Source organism: Kovacikia sp. CALU 1929 (genome assembly GCF_056784235.1).
Window position 1 is genome coordinate 15,787 of sequence record NZ_JBXBCF010000005.1, and the last position, 18,970, is coordinate 34,756.

General features: G+C 46.9%; 15 protein-coding genes. 8 read left to right on the top strand and 7 right to left on the bottom strand.

The genetic code is table 11. The features are described from left to right. Positions 1-14 precede the first annotated feature (14 nt). Positions 15-251 (top strand): hypothetical protein, encoded by a 237-nt coding sequence (locus tag AC1S52_RS00235; protein ID WP_482027027.1) that lies wholly within the window; start codon positions 15-17, stop codon positions 249-251. A 141-nt stretch (positions 252-392) separates the two neighbouring features. After that, positions 393-1,031, top strand: a complete 639-nt coding sequence (locus tag AC1S52_RS00240; RefSeq protein ID WP_482027028.1) for a type I restriction endonuclease — start codon at positions 393-395, stop codon at positions 1,029-1,031. A gap of 437 nt (positions 1,032-1,468) precedes the next feature. Here AC1S52_RS00240 and tnpC read toward each other — a convergent pair whose 3' ends face one another. Beyond that, entirely contained in the window at positions 1,469-4,270 is a 2,802-nt protein-coding gene (gene tnpC / locus AC1S52_RS00245; RefSeq protein WP_482027029.1) for an IS66 family transposase, read from the bottom strand. A gap of 269 nt (positions 4,271-4,539) precedes the next feature. Between tnpC and AC1S52_RS00250 the strand changes: the two genes are divergently transcribed. The 6 genes from AC1S52_RS00250 (at position 4,540) to AC1S52_RS00275 (ending at position 12,579) form a co-directional block, all read left to right on the top strand. Next, positions 4,540-4,758: a hypothetical protein gene (locus AC1S52_RS00250; protein ID WP_482027030.1), complete on the top strand. Its 219-nt coding sequence runs from the start codon at positions 4,540-4,542 to the stop codon at positions 4,756-4,758. A 24-nt stretch (positions 4,759-4,782) separates the two neighbouring features. Then, positions 4,783-5,256 carry a Uma2 family endonuclease gene (locus tag AC1S52_RS00255; protein WP_482027031.1) on the top strand — a complete coding sequence of 158 codons (474 nt, stop codon included), beginning with the start codon at positions 4,783-4,785 and terminating at the stop codon, positions 5,254-5,256. Positions 5,257-5,518: 262 nt separating this feature from the next. Continuing rightward, positions 5,519-5,674 carry a hypothetical protein gene (locus AC1S52_RS00260; RefSeq protein WP_482027032.1) on the top strand — a complete coding sequence of 52 codons (156 nt, stop codon included), beginning with the start codon at positions 5,519-5,521 and terminating at the stop codon, positions 5,672-5,674. A 133-nt stretch (positions 5,675-5,807) separates the two neighbouring features. Next, positions 5,808-7,832 carry an NACHT domain-containing protein gene (locus tag AC1S52_RS00265; RefSeq protein WP_482027033.1) on the top strand — a complete coding sequence of 675 codons (2,025 nt, stop codon included), beginning with the start codon at positions 5,808-5,810 and terminating at the stop codon, positions 7,830-7,832. 499 nt (positions 7,833-8,331) lie between these two features. Continuing rightward, the gene (locus AC1S52_RS00270) at positions 8,332-11,466 is read left to right on the top strand and encodes an MFS transporter (protein WP_482027034.1); all 3,135 of its coding nucleotides are present in this window, start codon (positions 8,332-8,334) and stop codon (positions 11,464-11,466) included. Positions 11,467-11,667: 201 nt separating this feature from the next. Beyond that, the gene (locus AC1S52_RS00275; protein ID WP_482027035.1) at positions 11,668-12,579 is read left to right on the top strand and encodes an HAD-IA family hydrolase; all 912 of its coding nucleotides are present in this window, start codon (positions 11,668-11,670) and stop codon (positions 12,577-12,579) included. A 661-nt stretch (positions 12,580-13,240) separates the two neighbouring features. Here AC1S52_RS00275 and AC1S52_RS00280 read toward each other — a convergent pair. The 6 genes from AC1S52_RS00280 to AC1S52_RS00305 form a co-directional block, all read right to left on the bottom strand. Continuing rightward, positions 13,241-14,434 (bottom strand): zinc-dependent alcohol dehydrogenase, encoded by a 1,194-nt coding sequence (locus AC1S52_RS00280; RefSeq protein ID WP_482027036.1) that lies wholly within the window; start codon positions 14,432-14,434, stop codon positions 13,241-13,243. Between the two features lie 83 nt (positions 14,435-14,517). Further along, a complete protein-coding gene (locus tag AC1S52_RS00285; RefSeq protein WP_482027037.1) occupies positions 14,518-15,219 on the bottom strand; it encodes an SRPBCC family protein in 702 nt (233 codons plus the stop codon). Positions 15,220-15,248: 29 nt separating this feature from the next. Continuing rightward, on the bottom strand, positions 15,249-16,262 hold the full coding sequence (locus tag AC1S52_RS00290) for an SDR family oxidoreductase (protein WP_482027038.1): 1,014 nt from the start codon (positions 16,260-16,262) through the stop codon (positions 15,249-15,251). Positions 16,263-17,007: 745 nt separating this feature from the next. After that, positions 17,008-18,111, bottom strand: a complete 1,104-nt coding sequence (locus AC1S52_RS00295; RefSeq protein ID WP_482027039.1) for an alpha/beta fold hydrolase — start codon at positions 18,109-18,111, stop codon at positions 17,008-17,010. An 85-nt stretch (positions 18,112-18,196) separates the two neighbouring features. Continuing rightward, positions 18,197-18,682: a fatty acid desaturase family protein gene (locus AC1S52_RS00300; protein WP_482027040.1), complete on the bottom strand. Its 486-nt coding sequence runs from the start codon at positions 18,680-18,682 to the stop codon at positions 18,197-18,199. Then, positions 18,672-18,881, bottom strand: coding sequence for a hypothetical protein (locus AC1S52_RS00305; RefSeq protein WP_482027041.1), 210 nt, complete (start codon positions 18,879-18,881; stop codon positions 18,672-18,674). Before AC1S52_RS00305 ends, AC1S52_RS00300 begins: the two co-directional genes overlap by 11 nt. Positions 18,882-18,970 lie beyond the last annotated feature (89 nt).

Consider the following 18,970-nt stretch of genomic DNA (forward strand, 5'->3'; position numbering starts at 1 on the left):
CCAGGTGTCAGGTTATGCCAAAAAAGTCATTTGAAGACAAGTATCCCAATATTGCCCGATGGGTTTATGAGCATCAGGGCATCATTGAAATTGGTAACGATCTCGATAGCCCATTAACGTCATTTGTACGAGCGATCGACATGGGCGGGATGCCCTGGGAAGGCGAGGATGAATACGAATCACTGGATGATGCCCTGCTGGATCTGGAGGCAGGAGTGCAGGAGTATCTGAGGGAGATCTACGGGGAGTGAGGGAAGGCAAGCAATTAGCAGAGGGCAGGGAAGAGACTGAGCAGCGAGCAGATCAAAAATTGAACCCTTGATGCTTCGCCAAACTCTGCACTGACATTAGAATTCATGTTGAGATTGGAGGGGCTATGACAGAATAGGATCATGGCACAAACCATTGCAGTTACGGATGCGGTTAAAAGTCTTGCCGAAGCAGAGGCGAAATTTGGGCTGCAACGAAATTCTGACCCACAGTTTTTCCGAGAATGGGTTGATGCCTTGCCATCTCTGACAGACATAGAACTCGCTGACTTGGAGGTGATGTATCGGCGGTTAGCTTATCACCGCTCCACCAATGAGCTATTAGAGGGTTCCGTTACACTCTTGGCAGCATCTCCCTTACTGGAACTTGCTGGCTTTTACGATCCACCGTTCAGAATGAGATCGGAAACAGCGATCGAATTGGTACTTAATGATGGGGAAGAAATCCTGCGGGGGCGTATTGATCTGCTGATTATGCAGAATCAATTTTGGGTGTTGGTTGTGGAATCCAAAAAGACCAGCATTTCTGTGCGATCGGCGTTGCCCCAGGCTCTGGCATACATGATGGCGAACAGTAGTCCTAACCAATCTCTCTTTGGCATGATTACCAATGGCGATGATGTGTTGTTTATCAAGCTACTTCAGCAACCTACTCCTCAATATGGTCTATCGCGGGCTTTTTCGCTCTATACGCTGCCTAATGAAGCCCAAACTGTTCTGCAAATCTTAAAGCGAATCGGTGAACTGATGACTGAACGTTAGATTGCGATCGCCCTCGAATGGATTGCCCACAACTTGCAGGGGGTTGATCACAGAACCATGATCGATAGAAAACTTTCTAATGTGATGTCTTGCGGGAAGATTGCACCACACTCCATTGTTCAATTCGAGCTTTGCAGAAGGGGAGCGGCGCGATCGGCATGGGTTGGATGCCCTGGGAAGGGGATGATGAATACAAATCAGTGGATGATACACTGCTGGATCTGGAAGTCAATAGACTTAATCGGAAACAAAAAAGGCAATCAATTCTCTACGCAAAATTGTCATTTTCTATGGCTTTTTCCTCCATTCTTAAGCTGCACAGTTATTACCGATAAAGTCTAATATTCAGGCATATTTGAAAGAACTCTATGGAGAGTAATGCTGAAAGAGATACTTGCGATGAATTATAGATTTGGCTACAGATTTTAGTCAATTTCTTAAGAGCTGGTAAGTTCCTCCTTATCAGACACTGGCTCTAATTTCTTTGGAGCACCCACAGGTCGAGTGCTTCTAGAACGTCTGGGAACCTTAAAACAATCAATATTCTTTTCCCCAGAAAGAAGGAATTTCAGAAAAGGTTTATTCTGGAAACGGCATGTTTGCTTAATGCCGAGTAACAGTAGATAATCTTTAGTAGTAGTTTTAGAAAAAGAGCCAGATATTGTTCTTTGTATCGCAAAATGGCGTATAGCATTTTCCGCTGTATTATTATGCCAAGGGACTTTATCTTGATCCAAAAAGTTGAACAAACTCTCCCTATAACGCTTAAATCGCTTTTGATATTTAATTACTGTTTCAGACTGATAATTTATTCCGTCAATAGAGGTTTTATAGAACTGAGTCACCTCTTTCTTGAATTTGTTGAGATTCCGCTTCTTTACGCCGTACCTTTCAATGGTTTCAAAAATAGGTACGATTAAATTTCTCACCTCTAGAATGAAAGTTTCAAATTCAATGTCAAAAGGTTCTTTCCACAAATCATTATTAAGATCTCTAATTAAGTGTACCCAACACTTTTGCTGTCGACATTCTAGAGAGTCATATCCAGGATAAAAATCTGACACCAAAATTCCTTGATAGCCAGATAATATTTCATGAGCTACTACTGCTTCTCTAGTTTCACTTAGCTTGAAAATGACTTGGACGCCGTTCGTGAATACCCAAACATACCAATCCTCGCCATTAATGCTTATCTTCGTTTCATCAGCATGAATAAAAGGACTTTCTAGTAATCGTTTGATGATCATATTTTCAGTATCAATGTAATTGCGAGCAACATAACTGATGCAATGAACGGCTGTATCCATATTTATTCGTTCATTGAATTGCTCTTCAATTGCTTGAACGATAACACGATATGGTAGTCGCAAAACCAACCTTTGATATACAATCCAAACTTGAAAACCGTGCCCGTATATTTGCTGCTTGTCAAATTTCTTGATGTCAGGCGGCATATGATGGCGTAGACATTTAGGACAATAACCTTTTTCACCCCAATATCTTATGATTGTTTTTTTGACTCCATTTTTTAGGAAAACCAAATCAATTATTTTCCTTTCAGATACTTCTTGAGACTTTTCAAGAGGTACACTCTGATGAACTGGACATTTTTCTCCTTTGGGCAGTTGAATTTCTTTCTGAGGTTTAGGAACTATTTTTCGATGCGTTTGCCATCGCTCTTGTTTGCGTTCTGTCCTTTTGCTTTGATTGCTTTGTTCAAGCCTGTTTTGCCTCAAACTAATTTTGTTTCTGTCATAATCTGCATGAGCAGATTTAATGATTATTTCAAAATGTTGATGAACTGATGCTCCTTTCTCCGTTTCAAGTTTCTGCACCTGATCAGCAAAACCAATTTTGAAATGGGGGCTTGATTGATGTTGAATATCAGAAATCTTGTCTTTTATCAATTTTAGAGCTTTGCAATCTTCTATATTGTAAGTGAGTAGAGCTTCTTTATAAAAAGCTTCTTTTTCCAATTCCCACTTGTAGCGCCAGAAAAGACTTTGTAAACCAGATGCAATTGGAGAAGTCCAAGAAGCACCTAATAAGTTACCAACTTCTTTCAATCCGTTTGAAAATGTAGGAAAGTATATCTTTCCATAGACATAAGAATTTATATTTTTCAAGCGATTCTGAAATACTCCGCAATCAATCGGATATTTCTTCTGTAGTTCATCAAATACTTTCAACTCATAGCTACCATAGTGATAAACTGGTGCTTCAGGATATTCATTTAATTTCTCAATTAACTGCTTCCATATCCTTTCCTCGTCCTTAACTGTATCTGCCCAAAATGAGTAGTATGAATTACTCTCTCCCTCGCAAATCATAAGCCCCATTAAATAATAAAAATTTTGATCTGGGATGCCCTCAACATCTAAAAACAACTCAACTAATTTTCCAGTTGGTTCTGTCAATTCTTGGATATATATTTTTTGCTCTCTAATTGCCAGAGCTTGAAGTTCTAGATTGTGCTTTATGGGCACTTTTATTTTTCGTTTCCTATTTCTTCGAGGCTTGAAAAGATAAGAAAGCTGCTGAACAGTAAAGATTCCCTTCTTATTGTATTTTTGAATTGCTTTCGGAGTCATTCGATCTAACAGGCTGAGATTATTCTCCTTCACTGCCTGTTCTCGGCATAGATCTCGAAATTGGCAAGATGGGCAATGCTTGTTTAAGATCAAAGCCGGAGGTTTAGCAGGCTTTTCCTCCATCCACACTTGTAATGTCTTCAGGAATGGAGCGATCGCTTTATAGCCGCTTTCCAACTTCACCCGATGCGCCTTACCATCCATCCCCACGATCGTCCCCACCGCAGGTAACTGCTTTTGGATCTGTCCCAAAACCTTCCCAATAAACGAAAGCTCTGTTTTCTGTTCCTTCGTGATGGTATAAGTCCCAACGACAATTGTTGGCTCATATATGACCTTTCGGCTTGATGCTCCCTGATCAACCTTCGTGAGAACATCACAAGCAGCTTCCCAACACTCCGCCCTGAGTGTTGCCTCAACCAAAACCTCACCTTTCCTCAAATTCTTCTCGTCATAGGGTTTAGCATCCTCATGCGATTGCTTAAAAGCCTCAAGATACTGAGTTTGATGGGCTTTTCTCCGTTCTTCCAGAATACGCGGGTAATCATGAGGCGCACCCTGATCATCCGAGAACAAGAGCAAAAATGCCTTACGGGGGCATTGGGAATAGGCAACAAACACTTCTGATGTGATCACTTTGCCAGCCATAATGCCCCCTAGTGCAATAGTTACAAATCTCTGCCTCAGACACGCCTTTGCTGGTTATGCTCAGTCACAGTATCTCTCATTACGATCTTGATTTTCGTAAGATACAGTACATGCTGTGTAGGGAGTGATCGCTCCCCTTGCGCGGTAAGTTGGTTCGTTAGCGACCGTATTGCGTCAGATCGCCGCTGCAATGCTGTCCAAGACCCAGTAATTCAATAGCTTCATCTCTAGACTGGAAACGAGAAATTTGCGGTTCAACATCGGCTCATTTGCCCTCAGAACTCGAAGCTTCGACCTCACGACTCAAACTCTGGAGTTCGGAACGCGATCGCTCCGGCTCAAAGCCGGAACCTTACCATTCCAACCCGCAACAGTTGCCCCCAGAACTCGAAACTTCGACCTCACGACTCAAACTGTGGAGTTCGGAACGCGATCGTCCACGAGTTGAACAGAAAGTTTGCTGTTGGGCAGGCGATCGCTCCTGCTGAGCGGATGATTTCCCTGGAGTAAGATTGAATTTACATCCAGGCGATCGGACAGCAAAGCCACGCAAAGATTGGAGTCAACCCAGCATGATTACACAACTTGGGACGAAGATCTGTACAGCCGAGGAATACCTTGAACTGGAATTGGCATCTGAAACGCGCAGCGAATACCGCAATGGAGAAATTATTCCGATGACAGGAGGAACGCCTGACCACAACGACATAGCTGGCAACCTCTACATCCTTCTAAAGCCTACCCTTAAAGGAAAAAATTATCGGACCTTCTACACCGATCAACGGCTTTGGATTCCCGATCGCAATCTTTATACCTACCCCGATGTCATGGTGCTCGAAAAGCCGCTACAACTGCAAACTGGGCGCACAGATACTGTTGCTGCGATAAGAGCGCCTCAATTTGAACCGTTTGAATGGGTTTACTCCCATAGTCAGTTGCACCGGAATCTGTCAACAAGGATGAGACAAAGTAGAGCCGGAAATTAGTGTTGCTCCTGTCCCTGGATGTTAAAAATTATGTTTGAGTATATGTTTTACTTGCATATAACTTATACAAAGTCTAAAAAAGCACGCAAAAACTATGGATGATGTTGTATTTTTTCGCTTAGAAGGTGTAAAACGCCCAAAAAGCTTTCTCAGTAACCTGATTATCTGTCAAGTGGGGGATTAGCGATACAGAGGAAAACTGTAAAGTCATACATAATGATGACGTATAAGTTCTTGAGATAAAGACTAGGATTTCTATCTCATGGTCAAGCGATCGCTCCAGGCATCACTGCCCGGCATTCAGCAAGCAAAACGCGCCTTTGCCCTTAAAGGGTGGACGCAAGAAAACTTGGCAGGCGAAGTTGGCTTAAAGACACGCCAATCGGTCTGGCGGTTTTTCACGGGACAACCCCGTTGAGCGCCAGGTTTTTCAGGAGCTTTGTGTCATTCTGGATCTGGATTGGCGAGCCATTACGGTTCATCCGCCTGCTGTCTTTCCTGAACCAGGAGCGATCGCGCCTGTTGTCGATATAAACGATCTAGTCCGACAGGTGAGATCGCAGCGGCAGGACAAAATTCAGGATCAATGCGGCACCTTGCAACTGTTGAACATCAGCCGTCCTGTCAAGCTTGACGACCTTTATATTGATGTCAACATGCTGGAGGAGATTCCCAGCCAGCAGTGGTTAGAGTTGGCTGATCTGCAACGCTTCACGCCTAAAGAATTCGATCGCTTTGGCTTAGGAGGCGCATCCCAAACTCAAATTGCGGGTATAAAAGCCGTCGAAATCTACTCGAAGCTGCGGGTACTGGGGAAACCAGGGGCAGGTAAAACGACGTTCTTGCAACATCTAGCGATGCGGTGTAACCGAGGTAGCTTTGCCGCCGATCGGGTGCCCATTTTCGTCACCTTGAGAGATTTTGCCGATGACGCGAGAGCCGTAGGCGAGTTCAGCTTGCTCAATTATCTGCGTGACGAATTCCTTACATCTGGACTGACCGACTCGTCTGTGCTGGAAACGCTACTACAAGCGGGCAGAGTCTTACTCTTGCTGGATGGGATCGATGAAGTGCTGGCGCAAGAACGTCGGGTGGTTGTGCAGGAAATTCGCAGACTGTCTGAAAAGTATCAACAGAATTTGTTTGTTGTAACGTGCCGTACAGCCACGAAAGCCGCTAATCTCAGACGGTTCACTGATGTCGAGATGGCTCCTTTTACGGCAGACCAAATAGCGGCGTTTGCTCAAAAGTGGTTTACAACTCTGACGAAAGCGACGCTGCGGGACAGACAGGAGCAGGCAGCACAGTTTGCCCAAAAATTACACTTGCCGGAAAATGTATCTTTCCGTCGGCTGGCTGTCACACCGCTGTTTCTCCATCTCGCCTGCTGGGTGTTTCAGCATCAGGGCAAGTTTCCCACCCAGCGATCGGAGTTTTATAAGCAATGTTTAGATCTGTTGCTGGGCAAATGGGACGAAACCAAAGGCATTGAGCGGGACGAGATGGCTCACGGCTTTTTATTGCCCCAAAAGCTAAAACTGCTGAGCCAGCTTGCCACTGTCACGTTTGAGCAAGGAGATTATTTCTTTGCCCAACAGGCTGTTGAGCAACACATCAGCGCTTACCTCAGTGGCTTACCAAATGCTTCGATGGAGCCAGAGGCATTGCAGTTAGAAAGTGAAGGCATTCTCAAGGCGATCGAACTACAGCACGGGCTGTTAGCAGAACGGGTGCAAGGCATTTTCTCCTTTTCGTCTTTGACGTTTCAAGAGTATCTTACAGCGCGCAAAATCGTCGCCAGTCACAATCTCCAAGCCTCCAATCAAGCGTTAGAACAGCTAGTCAAGCATCTCACGGAACCCCGCTGGCGAGAAGTCTTTTTGATGACGGCGGCGATGTTGCGAAGCGCAGACCCCCTGGTGCAGTTAATGAAGCAACAGATTGATGCGATCGTGGCTCACGATCCCTATCTACAAAAGTTCTTAGCCTGGGCAAGCCATAAGTCTTTTGCTAAGCCGCCAAAACCTGCTAATACAAGCGCCTTTTACATTGCCCTGATCAACAAGCCGCACCTTGTCCCCCACTTAGCGCTGGCATCCACCTTGAATCAGGAGCTTTTTCTGGACATGGTGTTAGATGACTTAGTGCTGAAGTGTGCTATTGCCTCCAACGCTGATCCTACCCTGGCGCAAGCCTGTGTCGATGGACTTAATAATGCCCTGATCATGACGCTTGACAGGGAGCTGCATCACGCTCTGCAAGCGCTTAAAGCGCAACTCCCTGATCCAACAAAAAGCAAAAAAAGCGTTCAGGCATGGTGGCAAACAAATTATCTGGCTTGGCTAGAGCAGTTGAAAGCGGCGATCGTCAAGCATCGCCACACTCAGCAGAACTGGCACTTTACCTCAGAGCAGCAAGAGTGCTTGCAACGGTATTATGACGCGAATCAGTTGTTGCTTGATTGCCTCAACAGCAATTGTGCAGTGACGGCTACCGTCCGGCAAGAGATTGAAGCCGCGTTGATACTTCTCACTAAAGCCGAAAGCCTCGAAGAATTCCTATTACTTTATCGGTAGATCAACAGAAATCATCTATAACTATGGACTGTTTTAGCAGAATTTATTTGATTTATACGCGAGTAAAACACCTACTTAGACGCCATCTTTAACGGCAGCCTGTCAAGCTAGTTCTATATGCGCAAAATTAACATCGTTTCACCCCGATTAAATTCCTGTCAGTCAGGATGATGTAAGCAAATAGGCGGGATTTGTTTACCATAATCATCCTGATATGTTTCACGAGGTTCTCGCAGATCAACCCGCGCGCGTGAAATTTATAGAGCCTAATCCTCTGATTGGAGCCGCGTTTGGCGCGATCGCTGCCAGGTGGATGGGCGGTCATCGATGAACCACTAGCAATCTGTAGAAGCCGTATACATCCCACCTTGGCGAGATCTGGGGGCAGATTCAGAATATTGCAGAGGGTTTGATTCAACCGCATTAATTATCTGCTAAATCAAGAGGCTGCTTTTTTCAATCTATTTAATCAATCTGGTTCAAAGAATAGGAAAAAACAATGTTTCAACTAATAGACTTCACAGTGGATAGGCTGCTTGCCCAGGCGAATTCACCGTATCAAGTGACGGATCGCTTACCGATCGAGGAAACAACCCTTTCGTTTTCTAGTCCTAACTTTGTGTTGGCACTGGTTGCAGGTGTCGTTATGGCATTCGCCTTTCAATTGCTGTTGACGAACCTGGCGATCGCGGTGGTTGCTGCTCCTGGTAGCGCTTCTAGCGATGATGAGCAGGAAGGGCTGGGCGATGCCATTCGAGGGATTGAGACCAAAGTGGGACTGGGATTGCTGCTTAGTGTCAGCCTTGCTTTGTTTGCAGCCTCTTTTCTAGCGGTGAAACTGAGCTTAGCGGGCAGCACGTTATTGGGTGCGATCGCGGGTGTCGTCATCTGGTCGGTTTTCTTTACGCTGTTGACTTGGCTTGGGTCTACAACGCTAGGGTCACTGTTGGGATCCGTGATCAGCACGGCAACAACAGGAGTACAAGGCTTGTTGGGCACTGGTGCAGCGGTTGTCGGCGCGAATGTCGCCAAAAATCAGACGGTGTCAACGGTTGAAGACATTACAGCCGCCGTTCGCCGTGAGCTAACTGCTGGCTTTGACCCGAATAGCATTCAAACAACGCTGCAAAGCTCATTAAGCAATCTGCAACTGCCCAAGCTCGACCTAAGTAAAATCCGAGAGCAATTTGAAACGTTGCTGAAAGATGCCGATTTGGGGTCAATTGCCGACAGTGATTTGCTGAAAACCGTTAACCGGGAAACGCTCACGAAGTTGGTCAGTAGCCGCACAGATTTGTCGAAACGAGATATCGATGGCATCACTGACCAACTTGAAGCAGCCTGGAAACAGGTTGCAGGTCAGAAAGGAGCGATCGATCCGCAAGAACTCATCAACCAATTAAAGACCGCGACTCCACAAGATTTGCAATCTGGCGAACTGGGCGGTCAATTGAGCCAACTGCTCAAAACCACATCAGACCAAGTTTTTTCAGGAAGCAACTTAACCAGTCGGGCACTACAATTTGGTGCAACTGCACTACTGGATAAGGTGCTGCAAAATACCGACCTTTCTGACTTGGATGTCGAGAAAATTTCAGGACAACTGCAAACCCTAAAGCATAATTTGTTGCAGTCTGGTGAACAGTCTAATGGTCATGGTAATGGTAATGCCAACGGTAAATCAAACGGGAAAACTACCAAAGCGCCTAAACCGTTTAGCGTAATTCAGGCAGACCTAGAAAACTATCTGCTGTTTTCCCATCCCTGGGAGCTGAATCGGGAAACCGTCAAGCAGGAATTCCGCGATGTGATTTACGACGCGGCAGCCGATCCTGCGATTATTCGTCAAGAATTAGAACTCATCGATCGCGATTACTTTGTGGAAGTCTTGGAACTACGGAGTGACTTCACCTCTGAAGCCATTCAAGACTTGGCAGGGTATTTGGAAGCAATCCGGGCTGAAGTATTCAGCACCGTGCAAACTGCTGAAGTGGAGGGAAAAGCACAAGACCTTAAGAGCCGAGTCGAAAACTACCTGCGTTCTACCGATAAAACGGAGCTGAATCCAGACGCGATCGCACAGGATTTCAAAACCTTGCTCGACGATCCGGAAGCGGGATTAGAGGCTCTGGGTAGTCGTCTCAGCCAGTTTGACCGCAGCACTCTAGAGCAACTCTTGAGCCAGCGACAGGACATTAGCGCCGAAGAAGCTGATCAAATTTTGAATCAACTGGAGGGCACCCGCGATCAAATGTTATCGCAAGCCAAAGAAGTGCAAGATAGCGCTCAAAGTCAAGCGAAAGAACTGTATCAAAAAGTGTCAGACTATCTGCGAAATACTAACCAGGAAGAACTGAATCCCGAAGGCATTCAGCGCGATTTGAAAACGCTGTTTGATCATCCAGAAGCAGGGATAACTGCCCTGCGAGGACGGCTCTCTCAATTCGATCGCAACACCTTGGTGCAGCTATTGAGCCAACGGCAAGACCTCAGCGAAGAGCAAGTGAATCAGGTACTCGATCAGGTGGAATCGGTGCGAGATAGTCTCCTACAAGCACCGCAAAAGCTGGCAGGCAAAGCGAAAGAGCAGTATGAACAGACGACACAAACGCTCTCTAAGTATCTTCGCAAAACCAATCTTGATGAACTCAACCCTGAAGGCATTCAACGCGATCTGTCCACCTTGCTGAATGACCCTAAAGCGGGAGCGGCTTCCTTGCAGGCGCGGTTGTCTCAAGTCGATCGAGAAACCCTCGTCAAGCTTTTGAGCCAGCGGGACGACTTGACCGAAGAGCAAGTGAATCAGACGATCGATCAGTTTCAAGCATCCGTTCGTAGTTTGGTCAAAGCGCCTCGTCGCCTTGCCAGTCGCGTGCAGAAGCAGGCGGTTGACTTTGAAGCAAATCTAGAAAACTACCTGCTGAACACCGACAAAACTGAACTTAATCCCGATGGCATTAAACGAGACTTACAACTGTTACTGCAAGATCCGCGTTCCGGCTTGAGCAGCCTGGGCGATCGCGCTTCCCAGTTCAATCGAGAAACCTTTGTCGCGCTACTGGCTCAACGCGAAGACATAACTGAGGAAGAAGCCAACCGGATTGTTGACCAAGTGGAATCTAATTACAAAGCAGTTGTTGGACAAATCCAGCAGGTTCAGCAGACTGTCCAATCGACTATTGACAAAGGCTTTGACAGCGTTCGTAACTATCTCAATGGCATGGAACGCCCTGAACTGAATTACGACGGGATTAAGCAAGATTTTGGCAAGCTGTTTGATGACCCGCAAGTTGGCTTGGAGGCACTGCGCGATCGCCTGGGTCAGTTCGATCGTGGCACATTAGCCGCTGTTTTAAGCTCTCGTGATGACATCTCGAAAGCCGATGCCGATCGGATTATTGGACAGGTTGAGGCAGTCCGTGATAGCGGTTTACACCAGGTTGAGCGGATTCAGCAGGAAACGCAAAAACGGCTAGAAGCGATCAAGCACCAGACTCAAAAACAAGTGCGCGAAACTCGCAAAGTCGCGTCTGGTGCTGCCTGGTGGGTCTTTAGTTCGGCACTCTTCTCGTTAGCAGCCTCCGCGATCGGTGGCGCACTTGCGGTCAGAAACTTGGGCCTCTTCGCCTTCTAGAGTCTGGCAAGAGCACGCTACGGAATGACACACGGCTAAAAACGTTGAATAGGAGTAAAAATCATGGCAATTGAAGGGATCATTCTCGATGTGGATGGCACACTGGTTTCAAGCAACGATGCTCATGCTCAAGCTTGGATAGAAGCATTTGCTGACTATAAATACGAAATTCCATTTGACTAGGTTCGTCCGTTGATTGGCATGGGCGGTGATCAAGTTGTTCCTCATTTGGTTGCAGAACTCAATAGTGAAGATGGAGTTGGTAAGCAAATTACCGATCGACGTAAAGAATTGATCATCAATAAATTTAGTCCTGAACTTGCTCCGACTAAGGGGTCGCGGGCACTTGTGCAGAAAATGCAAGCGGATGGATTGCATCTCATTGTTGCCAGTTCAGCCACTGAGCAAGAAATGGATATCTTGCTTAAAGTGGCACAAGTGGATGACCTGCTTTCAGAGTTCACAACTTCTGATGATGTAGAAGCGTCTAAACCAGAGCCAGATCTCGTAGAAGCCGCATTGAACAAAGCCCACTTACCAGCCGATCGCACTGTGATGTTGGGTGATACGCCCTACGACATTGAATCAGCCGGAAAAGCAGGCGTGAGTGTCATTGCGTTTCGCTCTGGCGGGTTCAGCGACCAACAGCTTCAGGGGGCGATCGCCATTTATGATGATCCGGCTGACTTGCTGCGTCATTATGAAACATCTCCCCTGGCAGTCATCGTGCCGATGGATACGACAACTGATGGCTTTGAGTCTACGATGCCTGATGCACCTACAACCGAATCAGCAACAGAAGCTTGGCGATCGATTCAAGCTAAGACGACCCAGTTTTTTGAGAATGCAATGTCATACACTCCTGCATTCTTCCAAAACAATCGCCCACTTCTGACGACACTGGGCTGGATTCTTCTGGCGTTCCTTGGCACTAGACTCCTGTTTGCAGGGTTAGATGCAATTGATGATATCCCACTGATCACGCCAATTCTCAAACTGATTGGCTTGTTGTATGTCGTGCGTTTTGTGTGGCGCTACCTGATTCGCGAACAAAATCGTCAGGAACTGATGCAAACTCTTAACCGCGCTAAAACAGAAATGTTGGGTAATTAAAGTTGAGAGACGTTGCTGAACTTTGACTTATTTGCCACAGACTTATTTGCCACACGTTGTAGTTTCAAGGAAGTCAAATGTATCGCCATCACCAAGTTAAAGAGCACGGAAACTTCTATTGTCGTCGAGACAAGAATAGGAATGACGAAAATCGTAAAGCATACAATCGTGAAGACTACAGCGATAGAACTGATGATGATTGTGAACACCCTTATGGAAGAAGGTTTGTCTTTCGCTATAGTCATGAAGCTGATGATAAAATGTAATCTATTAACCTGGCAATCAAAGATCTGACATGAGCTGTAGGGTGTGTTAGGCATCGCCGTAACGCACCCTACGCGATCGCTTTGTAACTCCGAAATATGTATGAACAAACATTGCCAGGTTAATAAATTTTCACCAAAGTAGGAGCGGAGAGAGCAGCACATCCATGGGCATAGGACGGCTAACCCACCGCCACCAAAATCGGTCAGATATCTTTGTGTAGCTACCACTCTAAAAGTGTTCCAAACCAAGTGGCGGCAGCTATAGCATTTTTCAATTGAGTGAAGTACGAATTATTTAATGAAAGCTGCGCTAAAAGCGCAGCTTTCATTAAATAATTTGGTTTTAGTCGAGCGCGAAACGCTACATAACTCCTGCGGCATTAACATGAAGAATGTCAAGGCTTGAGGACAATCTTAATACAGTTATCCTGCTTGTGTTTGAAAATCTCGTAGCCGTGCGGTGCTTGCTCGATTGGTAGCGTGTGAGTGATCAAGAACGACGGATTGATTTCACCTTTTTGAATCCGTTCAGTTAACGGTTGTAAATAGCGATGAACATGGGTTTGACCCGTTTTCATCGTCAAGCCTTTGTTCATGAAAGCACCCATTGGCATCTTATCGACAAAACCCGTATAAACACCGGGCACTGACACTGTTCCACCTTTGCGGCAAGCTACGATCGCCTGACGCAACACATTGGGGCGATCGGTTTCCAGACGTACTGCCTGCATTGCCTTGTCGTAGAAGCCTTCCAAGCCCATGCCGTGAGCTTCCATCCCTACCGCATCCATCACAGAATCAGGACCGCGCCCCCCCGTCATTTCTTTCAGCGCTTCGCCAACCTCCACCTCTTCAAAGTTCAGGATTTCGGCTCCACCCGCTTGCGCCATTTGAAGGCGTTCGGGAACGCGATCGATCGCAATCACTCGCTCCGCACCCAGTAAAAAGGCGCTTCTAATCGCAAATTGCCCTACTGGACCACAGCCCCAGATTGCCACCGTATCGCCGGGCTGGATGTCACAGTTTTCTGCTGCCATGTAGCCAGTCGGGAAAATGTCCGTTAGAAATAGAACCTGCTCGTCTGTAAGCCCCTCGGGAATTTTGAACAACCCAACATCTGCAAAGGGAACACGAGCATACTCAGCTTGCCCCCCCGCATAGCCTCCGGTCAGATGGGAATAGCCAAAAAGTCCTGACGGAGAGTGACCCATGACTTTTTCTACCATCCAGGCGTTCGGATTGGAGTTATCGCATAGTGACCATAAAGTACGGTTGCAAAAGAAGCAGCTACCGCAGGAAATAGTGAAAGGAACCACTACGCGATCGCCAATCGCAAGAGCTTTGCCGTTGTCATGGACATTGCCATTCTTAAAAGCACTACCTAGCTCAACAATTTCACCCATAAACTCGTGACCCAGGATATCACCCTGCTTCATCGTAGGATTGAAACCGTCATACAGATGTAAATCGGAACCACAAATTGCCGTTGATGTAATTTTGACAATAGCATCACGGGGATTGATGATTTTGGGATCAGGTACAGTTTCGACTGTCACCTTATTCGTACCCTGCCAGCAAACTGCTTTCATTGAATCAAATCTCCTGAGTTTGTGAATCAAAATACAGTGATAAAAAAGCGTCAATGGATGACTCCTTCCATCCACTGGCGCTCTTACTTCCGACCGCTTGATTGTCCTTCAGTCGTAGCAATTTCGCCTGCTTCCATCAGCATTTTGAAGCGGCGTAAATCATCTCCCATTTGCTGCTCTGGTTCTTCACCAAACAGTTTGGCGATCGCTGCTGTAACTGCGCCGCCGGGAGGATTATACTCAATCACAACTTTGACTTCCGTTCCCCTGCCTTGTACAGGTTTGAATCGGACAAAACCAGAGTTATCAACCTCTGCACCGGACACCGATGTCCAAGCGATCAGCTGATTTTCCTGGTCGTTGATAATTTCGGCATCCCACTCGACACTGGCATCTAATGGTGCAGTTGCTACCCAGTGCGATCGCTGCTCATCAATCACCGTGACTGACTTCAAGTGCTTCATGAAAGCAGGCAAGTTTTCAAAATTATGCCAGAAGCGATAGAGTTCTTCGGGCGATTTATTGGCGATCGTGACTGACTTTTCTACGCGGATACTCTGATTCAAACCTGTTGCCTCTGTGACTTTATCTTGCAAACTCTTTTGTCCCGTTGCGCCGTGATACGCCAGACCACTACCCGTTAGTGCCATCAATGCACCGCGTAGCGATCGGTCTCGCAATCCCAGTAGCACCATTGCACCGCCCGTAATTAACGAACCCCAACGCTCGGTTTCCCCCAGATTGCTTGATTGCGGATCATCATTTTTGTTAGAGGTCGTTTCCATCGTTGCTATCTCCTAACGTGAGTTTTGAATTAAGATTTCACGCCCTTGAAGGCTTGAATTGCCAGCAGCGCTAGCACACCAATTCCAGTGATCGCGCCCCACTTTGCTACCGGATGAAAATCGAGTTGATCGAGCAGACTAGGGATAGTCTTATCACCGTAATCTCCTGTTGCTCTGTCATAACCTTCGATCGGTTCATACAGATTGTTGGGATCACTCTCAAGCTTAGGTATTTCCGTATACTGACCCTCTACTCCAATGAGGGCGAGAAGATTATCTACCAAGGCAGGTGAAAGCTTTTGCATGACATCAAGAGCGCGACCTACATCTCCTACAATGATGTCGCGAGTGGGATGTTCGGCAACGTAGACGATCGCATCCGCTACAATATCGGGCTGGTAGTAAGGGGGAACTCCAGTCGGTTGCACGCCCAGTTTTGTTAGTCCTTTGTTGTAGAATGGCGTATTAATCGTCGCGGGCATTACATTAGTAACGCTAATGGGTACGCCATCGTGTTGCAGCTCTACCCGGAGCGATTCCAGAAATCCTTCAACTCCGTGTTTAGAGGCGGAGTAGGCACTTTGAAGGGGCAGTGAGCGACGAGCTTCCACAGAGGTGATGTGAATCAAGGCACCGCGCCCTTCGCGCCGCAGGTGAGGCAATGCCGCCATTGCACCATAGACCTGTCCCATTAAGTTCACCTCAATCACCCGCTTAAATTCTTCGGGTGTAATCTGCTCGAACCTGGCAAAGACCGATGTCGCAGCCGTGTGAACCCAGGTGTCTAGCCGTCCAAATCGGTCAACGGTTTTTTGAGCAACTGCCTGCACTTGACTAAAGTCAGCAACATCTGCCGTAATGGCGATCGCTTCTCCTCCCATGCTCTCAATTTCCTCAACCAGTGAGTCTAAGCCGGATTGCGATCGGGCAGCGACCGTAACTTTGGCACCTTTTTTCGCAAATCTCAGCGCGCTTTCTCGTCCGATGCCACTGGATGCGCCCACAATTGCGATAACTTGTTGATCAATTGATTTGAGATGCACTTTCCAACTCCCTATAATGCCTACGAGATTCTCCTAATAACCAGGGTGCATTACCCATCAATAGCCCATCTTTCATCCAAAACTATCCTGGAAATGCAGCGTTGTTGGCTCTCCTAGAGAGTGGTCATCATCTTGATATGTGCAATTCCCAATAACCCATTGCGGTCTCTGATAGTTTGAATCGTCGAGCAGCGGCAAGGTAGTTGTTGTATCCACTTCTGCCCGCTCAATTAAAGCTTGTTGTAAGTAGGTGGGACTAATTAAATATAGACCTGTGTGGGTTGGGTTGAGGTACGAAACCCAACACCCGCATGGGTTACGCTATCGCTAACCCATCCTACATTTGATTCCACCTACCTACTTACAACCGTTTGTTGCAAAGCTGCTGTATCCATCTGGGACAGTTCCCAAGCCTGCCAGGCTGTGAAGTGAACCTCTCGCTTCGATTGTGAACTGTCGCTAAGCAGTCAGATTTGATCGCAAACTTATGGACAAGTTTAATCTAAGTAACAGTAACGAAGATAGTCTTACTAAATCCTCCCTCTTCGGGCAGACTAAGGGTTTGGTAAACTCGCCTCTTTACTCCTTTTCTGACTTAAAATCTAAGTCATTGCAGTTTGAAATTTGAGATTTTGAGCAATAACTCGGAGGATCTCCTCATCCTGAATTACAGCAGGTGCTACAACAGCGAAAAGATCAAATTTCTGCTGCAAAGTAATGTCGAGAAACGCTTCAGGCACGGTTACTAAACATTTTCAAGCGAGACACTAAAGGATCGCACGGCTTCAGCAAATTGAGCATTGCGCTCCATCAAGCCCATGTGCCCTGCCGGATGCAGCACAACTAACTCTGCTTTGGGAATATCGTGAGTGAGCCGCTGGCTCGCAGGCAAACGAGTGGCGATATCAGACTTGCCAACAATCACCTGCACTGGGATGGGAATTTTGGGTAACGTCTGCGTTTCGTCAAAACGCAACATCGCCAGCACTCCTCGCGCCAAAACGCCTGGATAACCCAGTAAGCCCAAGCGAGTTGTAAAGTCGAGTTGTCCGCGTGTCTCCCGTCCTGTAAAGCCAGACAGTTCGGCTGTCAGATACATCGAACCGTTTAAGTAACTCAAACCACTCATCAACCAGGCGATCGGAGCAAGCGCGATCGTCAAGTGCAGCAAGGGTTCAATCAGTGGCTTCTGAAGCGGCATGAGCAGTTGACTTAGAATGGCAGTCTTGGTGGGGTTGGTGTAGGTGGTGTCTACAAGAATTAGCCTAGACACCCGCTTTCCCAAGTGCTCTGGAAACAGACGGCAAAACGTGAGTAGGATCATGCCACCCATACTGTGACCCAACAAAATGGCAGGTTGATTGCCCACCAGTGACAGTACAGCTTCTAGATCTCTGGCATATTTTTCAATCGAGTAATCGTTATTCTGTGGCTTGGTTGACTTGCCGAGTCCTGGCAGATCCCACACAACAACGCGAAAGTGATTCGCTAACTGCTTTTTGGCGTAATACCAGACGGTGCTGTTCGGTCCCCAACCGTGCGTCAAAATCAACGGTGGTGCGTCAGGAGAACCGTAAAACTCTATCTGGATTTCACTGCCATCGGGGCGTGATAGGCGCTTTGTTTCGTGGCTGCGCTGCATGTTGGGTTCGTCGCGTCCCCGGCGACGCAAGAGGCTGAGGGGCAAAAAGCCAACGCCCGACCAGATGATCATTGCCCAGCCTGCAATCAACCAGGCACGATCGACCAACTCCCCCTGATACCACTCGTGCAGGATGTAGAGACCCCCACCGAGAACAGCGATCGTCAACGGTCCGATGAGCCACCGCAGCAGAAAATCGAGGGGCATTAATATCATGTGTCTAAACCTGCTTTGAAGGGTAATACGTTCCCTAAGGATGGTGGCTTATGCGGTCAAAAACAGCTATCCGCAGCTAGAGCTTCTTGCTGAAATTTAGCAAGCTGTCATGAGGAGTAGGGTCAACAGTGGTGATGTTGCAGCAAGACACGAAAATTAAGGGTTGGCTAACATCAGTACGGTTCGACTGTCTCGGTAATCTCGGTTGACGTACAGATGGCAAATGATACCAGGGCAAAGACGGATATTCATGATGCTCCCCGTGGTTGAGATAGAGCTTTTGATAGGGCAGGAGTGCGTACAGCGTGATTGCTAATTGCCCAACCCAGTGATTGAAGCGGCGATTACCCGGAACCACAACTCCATGGATGGCATCGTGCGCCAGGATAAACAACCCAGTCTGAATGAACGTTCGCCCTAAAACAGCAGGCACGATCCCTATAGTTGCTAGTTGAGCGATGTCGATCGATGAAAGAAATCCCAAACTGCTGATCCAGAGTATGAGGATGACCGATGCGACTAGAAGCCCTGTGAATGATTTGGCTTCGAGGTCAGGCTGCACGCAAATCTGCCTCGTGGAGAACCACTGTTGTTTCTGCACCCACTCTGCCAAAGTTGGGTTCTGGACCCAGCGTCATTTCAATCAAGTAAGTCCAGCTTCCAGCGTCGGGAGTGTAGCTTACCACTACCCCTTCTCCGCCTACAAAGCTAACCCATTGTGTATGACGAAACTTGGGCGCTGTGATGCAAATTGCAGTCATGAATAAGACTCCTCTAACCAGATTTGATGCTTCCTAATACAGCAGAAAGCATCAAAGAAGTTTTATATCTTACTAGGTAAACAAGTAAA

What these genes read in the sequence shown, in the direction of transcription:
- AC1S52_RS00285 (WP_482027037.1), bottom strand. Translation starts at nt 15,219, where the DNA reads ATGGAAACGACCTCTAACAAAAATGATGATCCGCAATCAAGCAATCTG.
- AC1S52_RS00275 (WP_482027035.1), top strand. Translation starts at nt 11,668, where the DNA reads ATGGGCGGTGATCAAGTTGTTCCTCATTTGGTTGCAGAACTCAATAGT.
- tnpC (WP_482027029.1), bottom strand. Translation starts at nt 4,270, where the DNA reads ATGGCTGGCAAAGTGATCACATCAGAAGTGTTTGTTGCCTATTCCCAA.
- AC1S52_RS00270 (WP_482027034.1), top strand. Translation starts at nt 8,332, where the DNA reads ATGTTTCAACTAATAGACTTCACAGTGGATAGGCTGCTTGCCCAGGCG.
- AC1S52_RS00240 (WP_482027028.1), top strand. Translation starts at nt 393, where the DNA reads ATGGCACAAACCATTGCAGTTACGGATGCGGTTAAAAGTCTTGCCGAA.
- AC1S52_RS00305 (WP_482027041.1), bottom strand. Translation starts at nt 18,881, where the DNA reads ATGACTGCAATTTGCATCACAGCGCCCAAGTTTCGTCATACACAATGG.
- AC1S52_RS00260 (WP_482027032.1), top strand. Translation starts at nt 5,519, where the DNA reads ATGGTCAAGCGATCGCTCCAGGCATCACTGCCCGGCATTCAGCAAGCA.
- AC1S52_RS00295 (WP_482027039.1), bottom strand. Translation starts at nt 18,111, where the DNA reads ATGCCCCTCGATTTTCTGCTGCGGTGGCTCATCGGACCGTTGACGATC.
- AC1S52_RS00235 (WP_482027027.1), top strand. Translation starts at nt 15, where the DNA reads ATGCCAAAAAAGTCATTTGAAGACAAGTATCCCAATATTGCCCGATGG.
- AC1S52_RS00280 (WP_482027036.1), bottom strand. Translation starts at nt 14,434, where the DNA reads ATGAAAGCAGTTTGCTGGCAGGGTACGAATAAGGTGACAGTCGAAACT.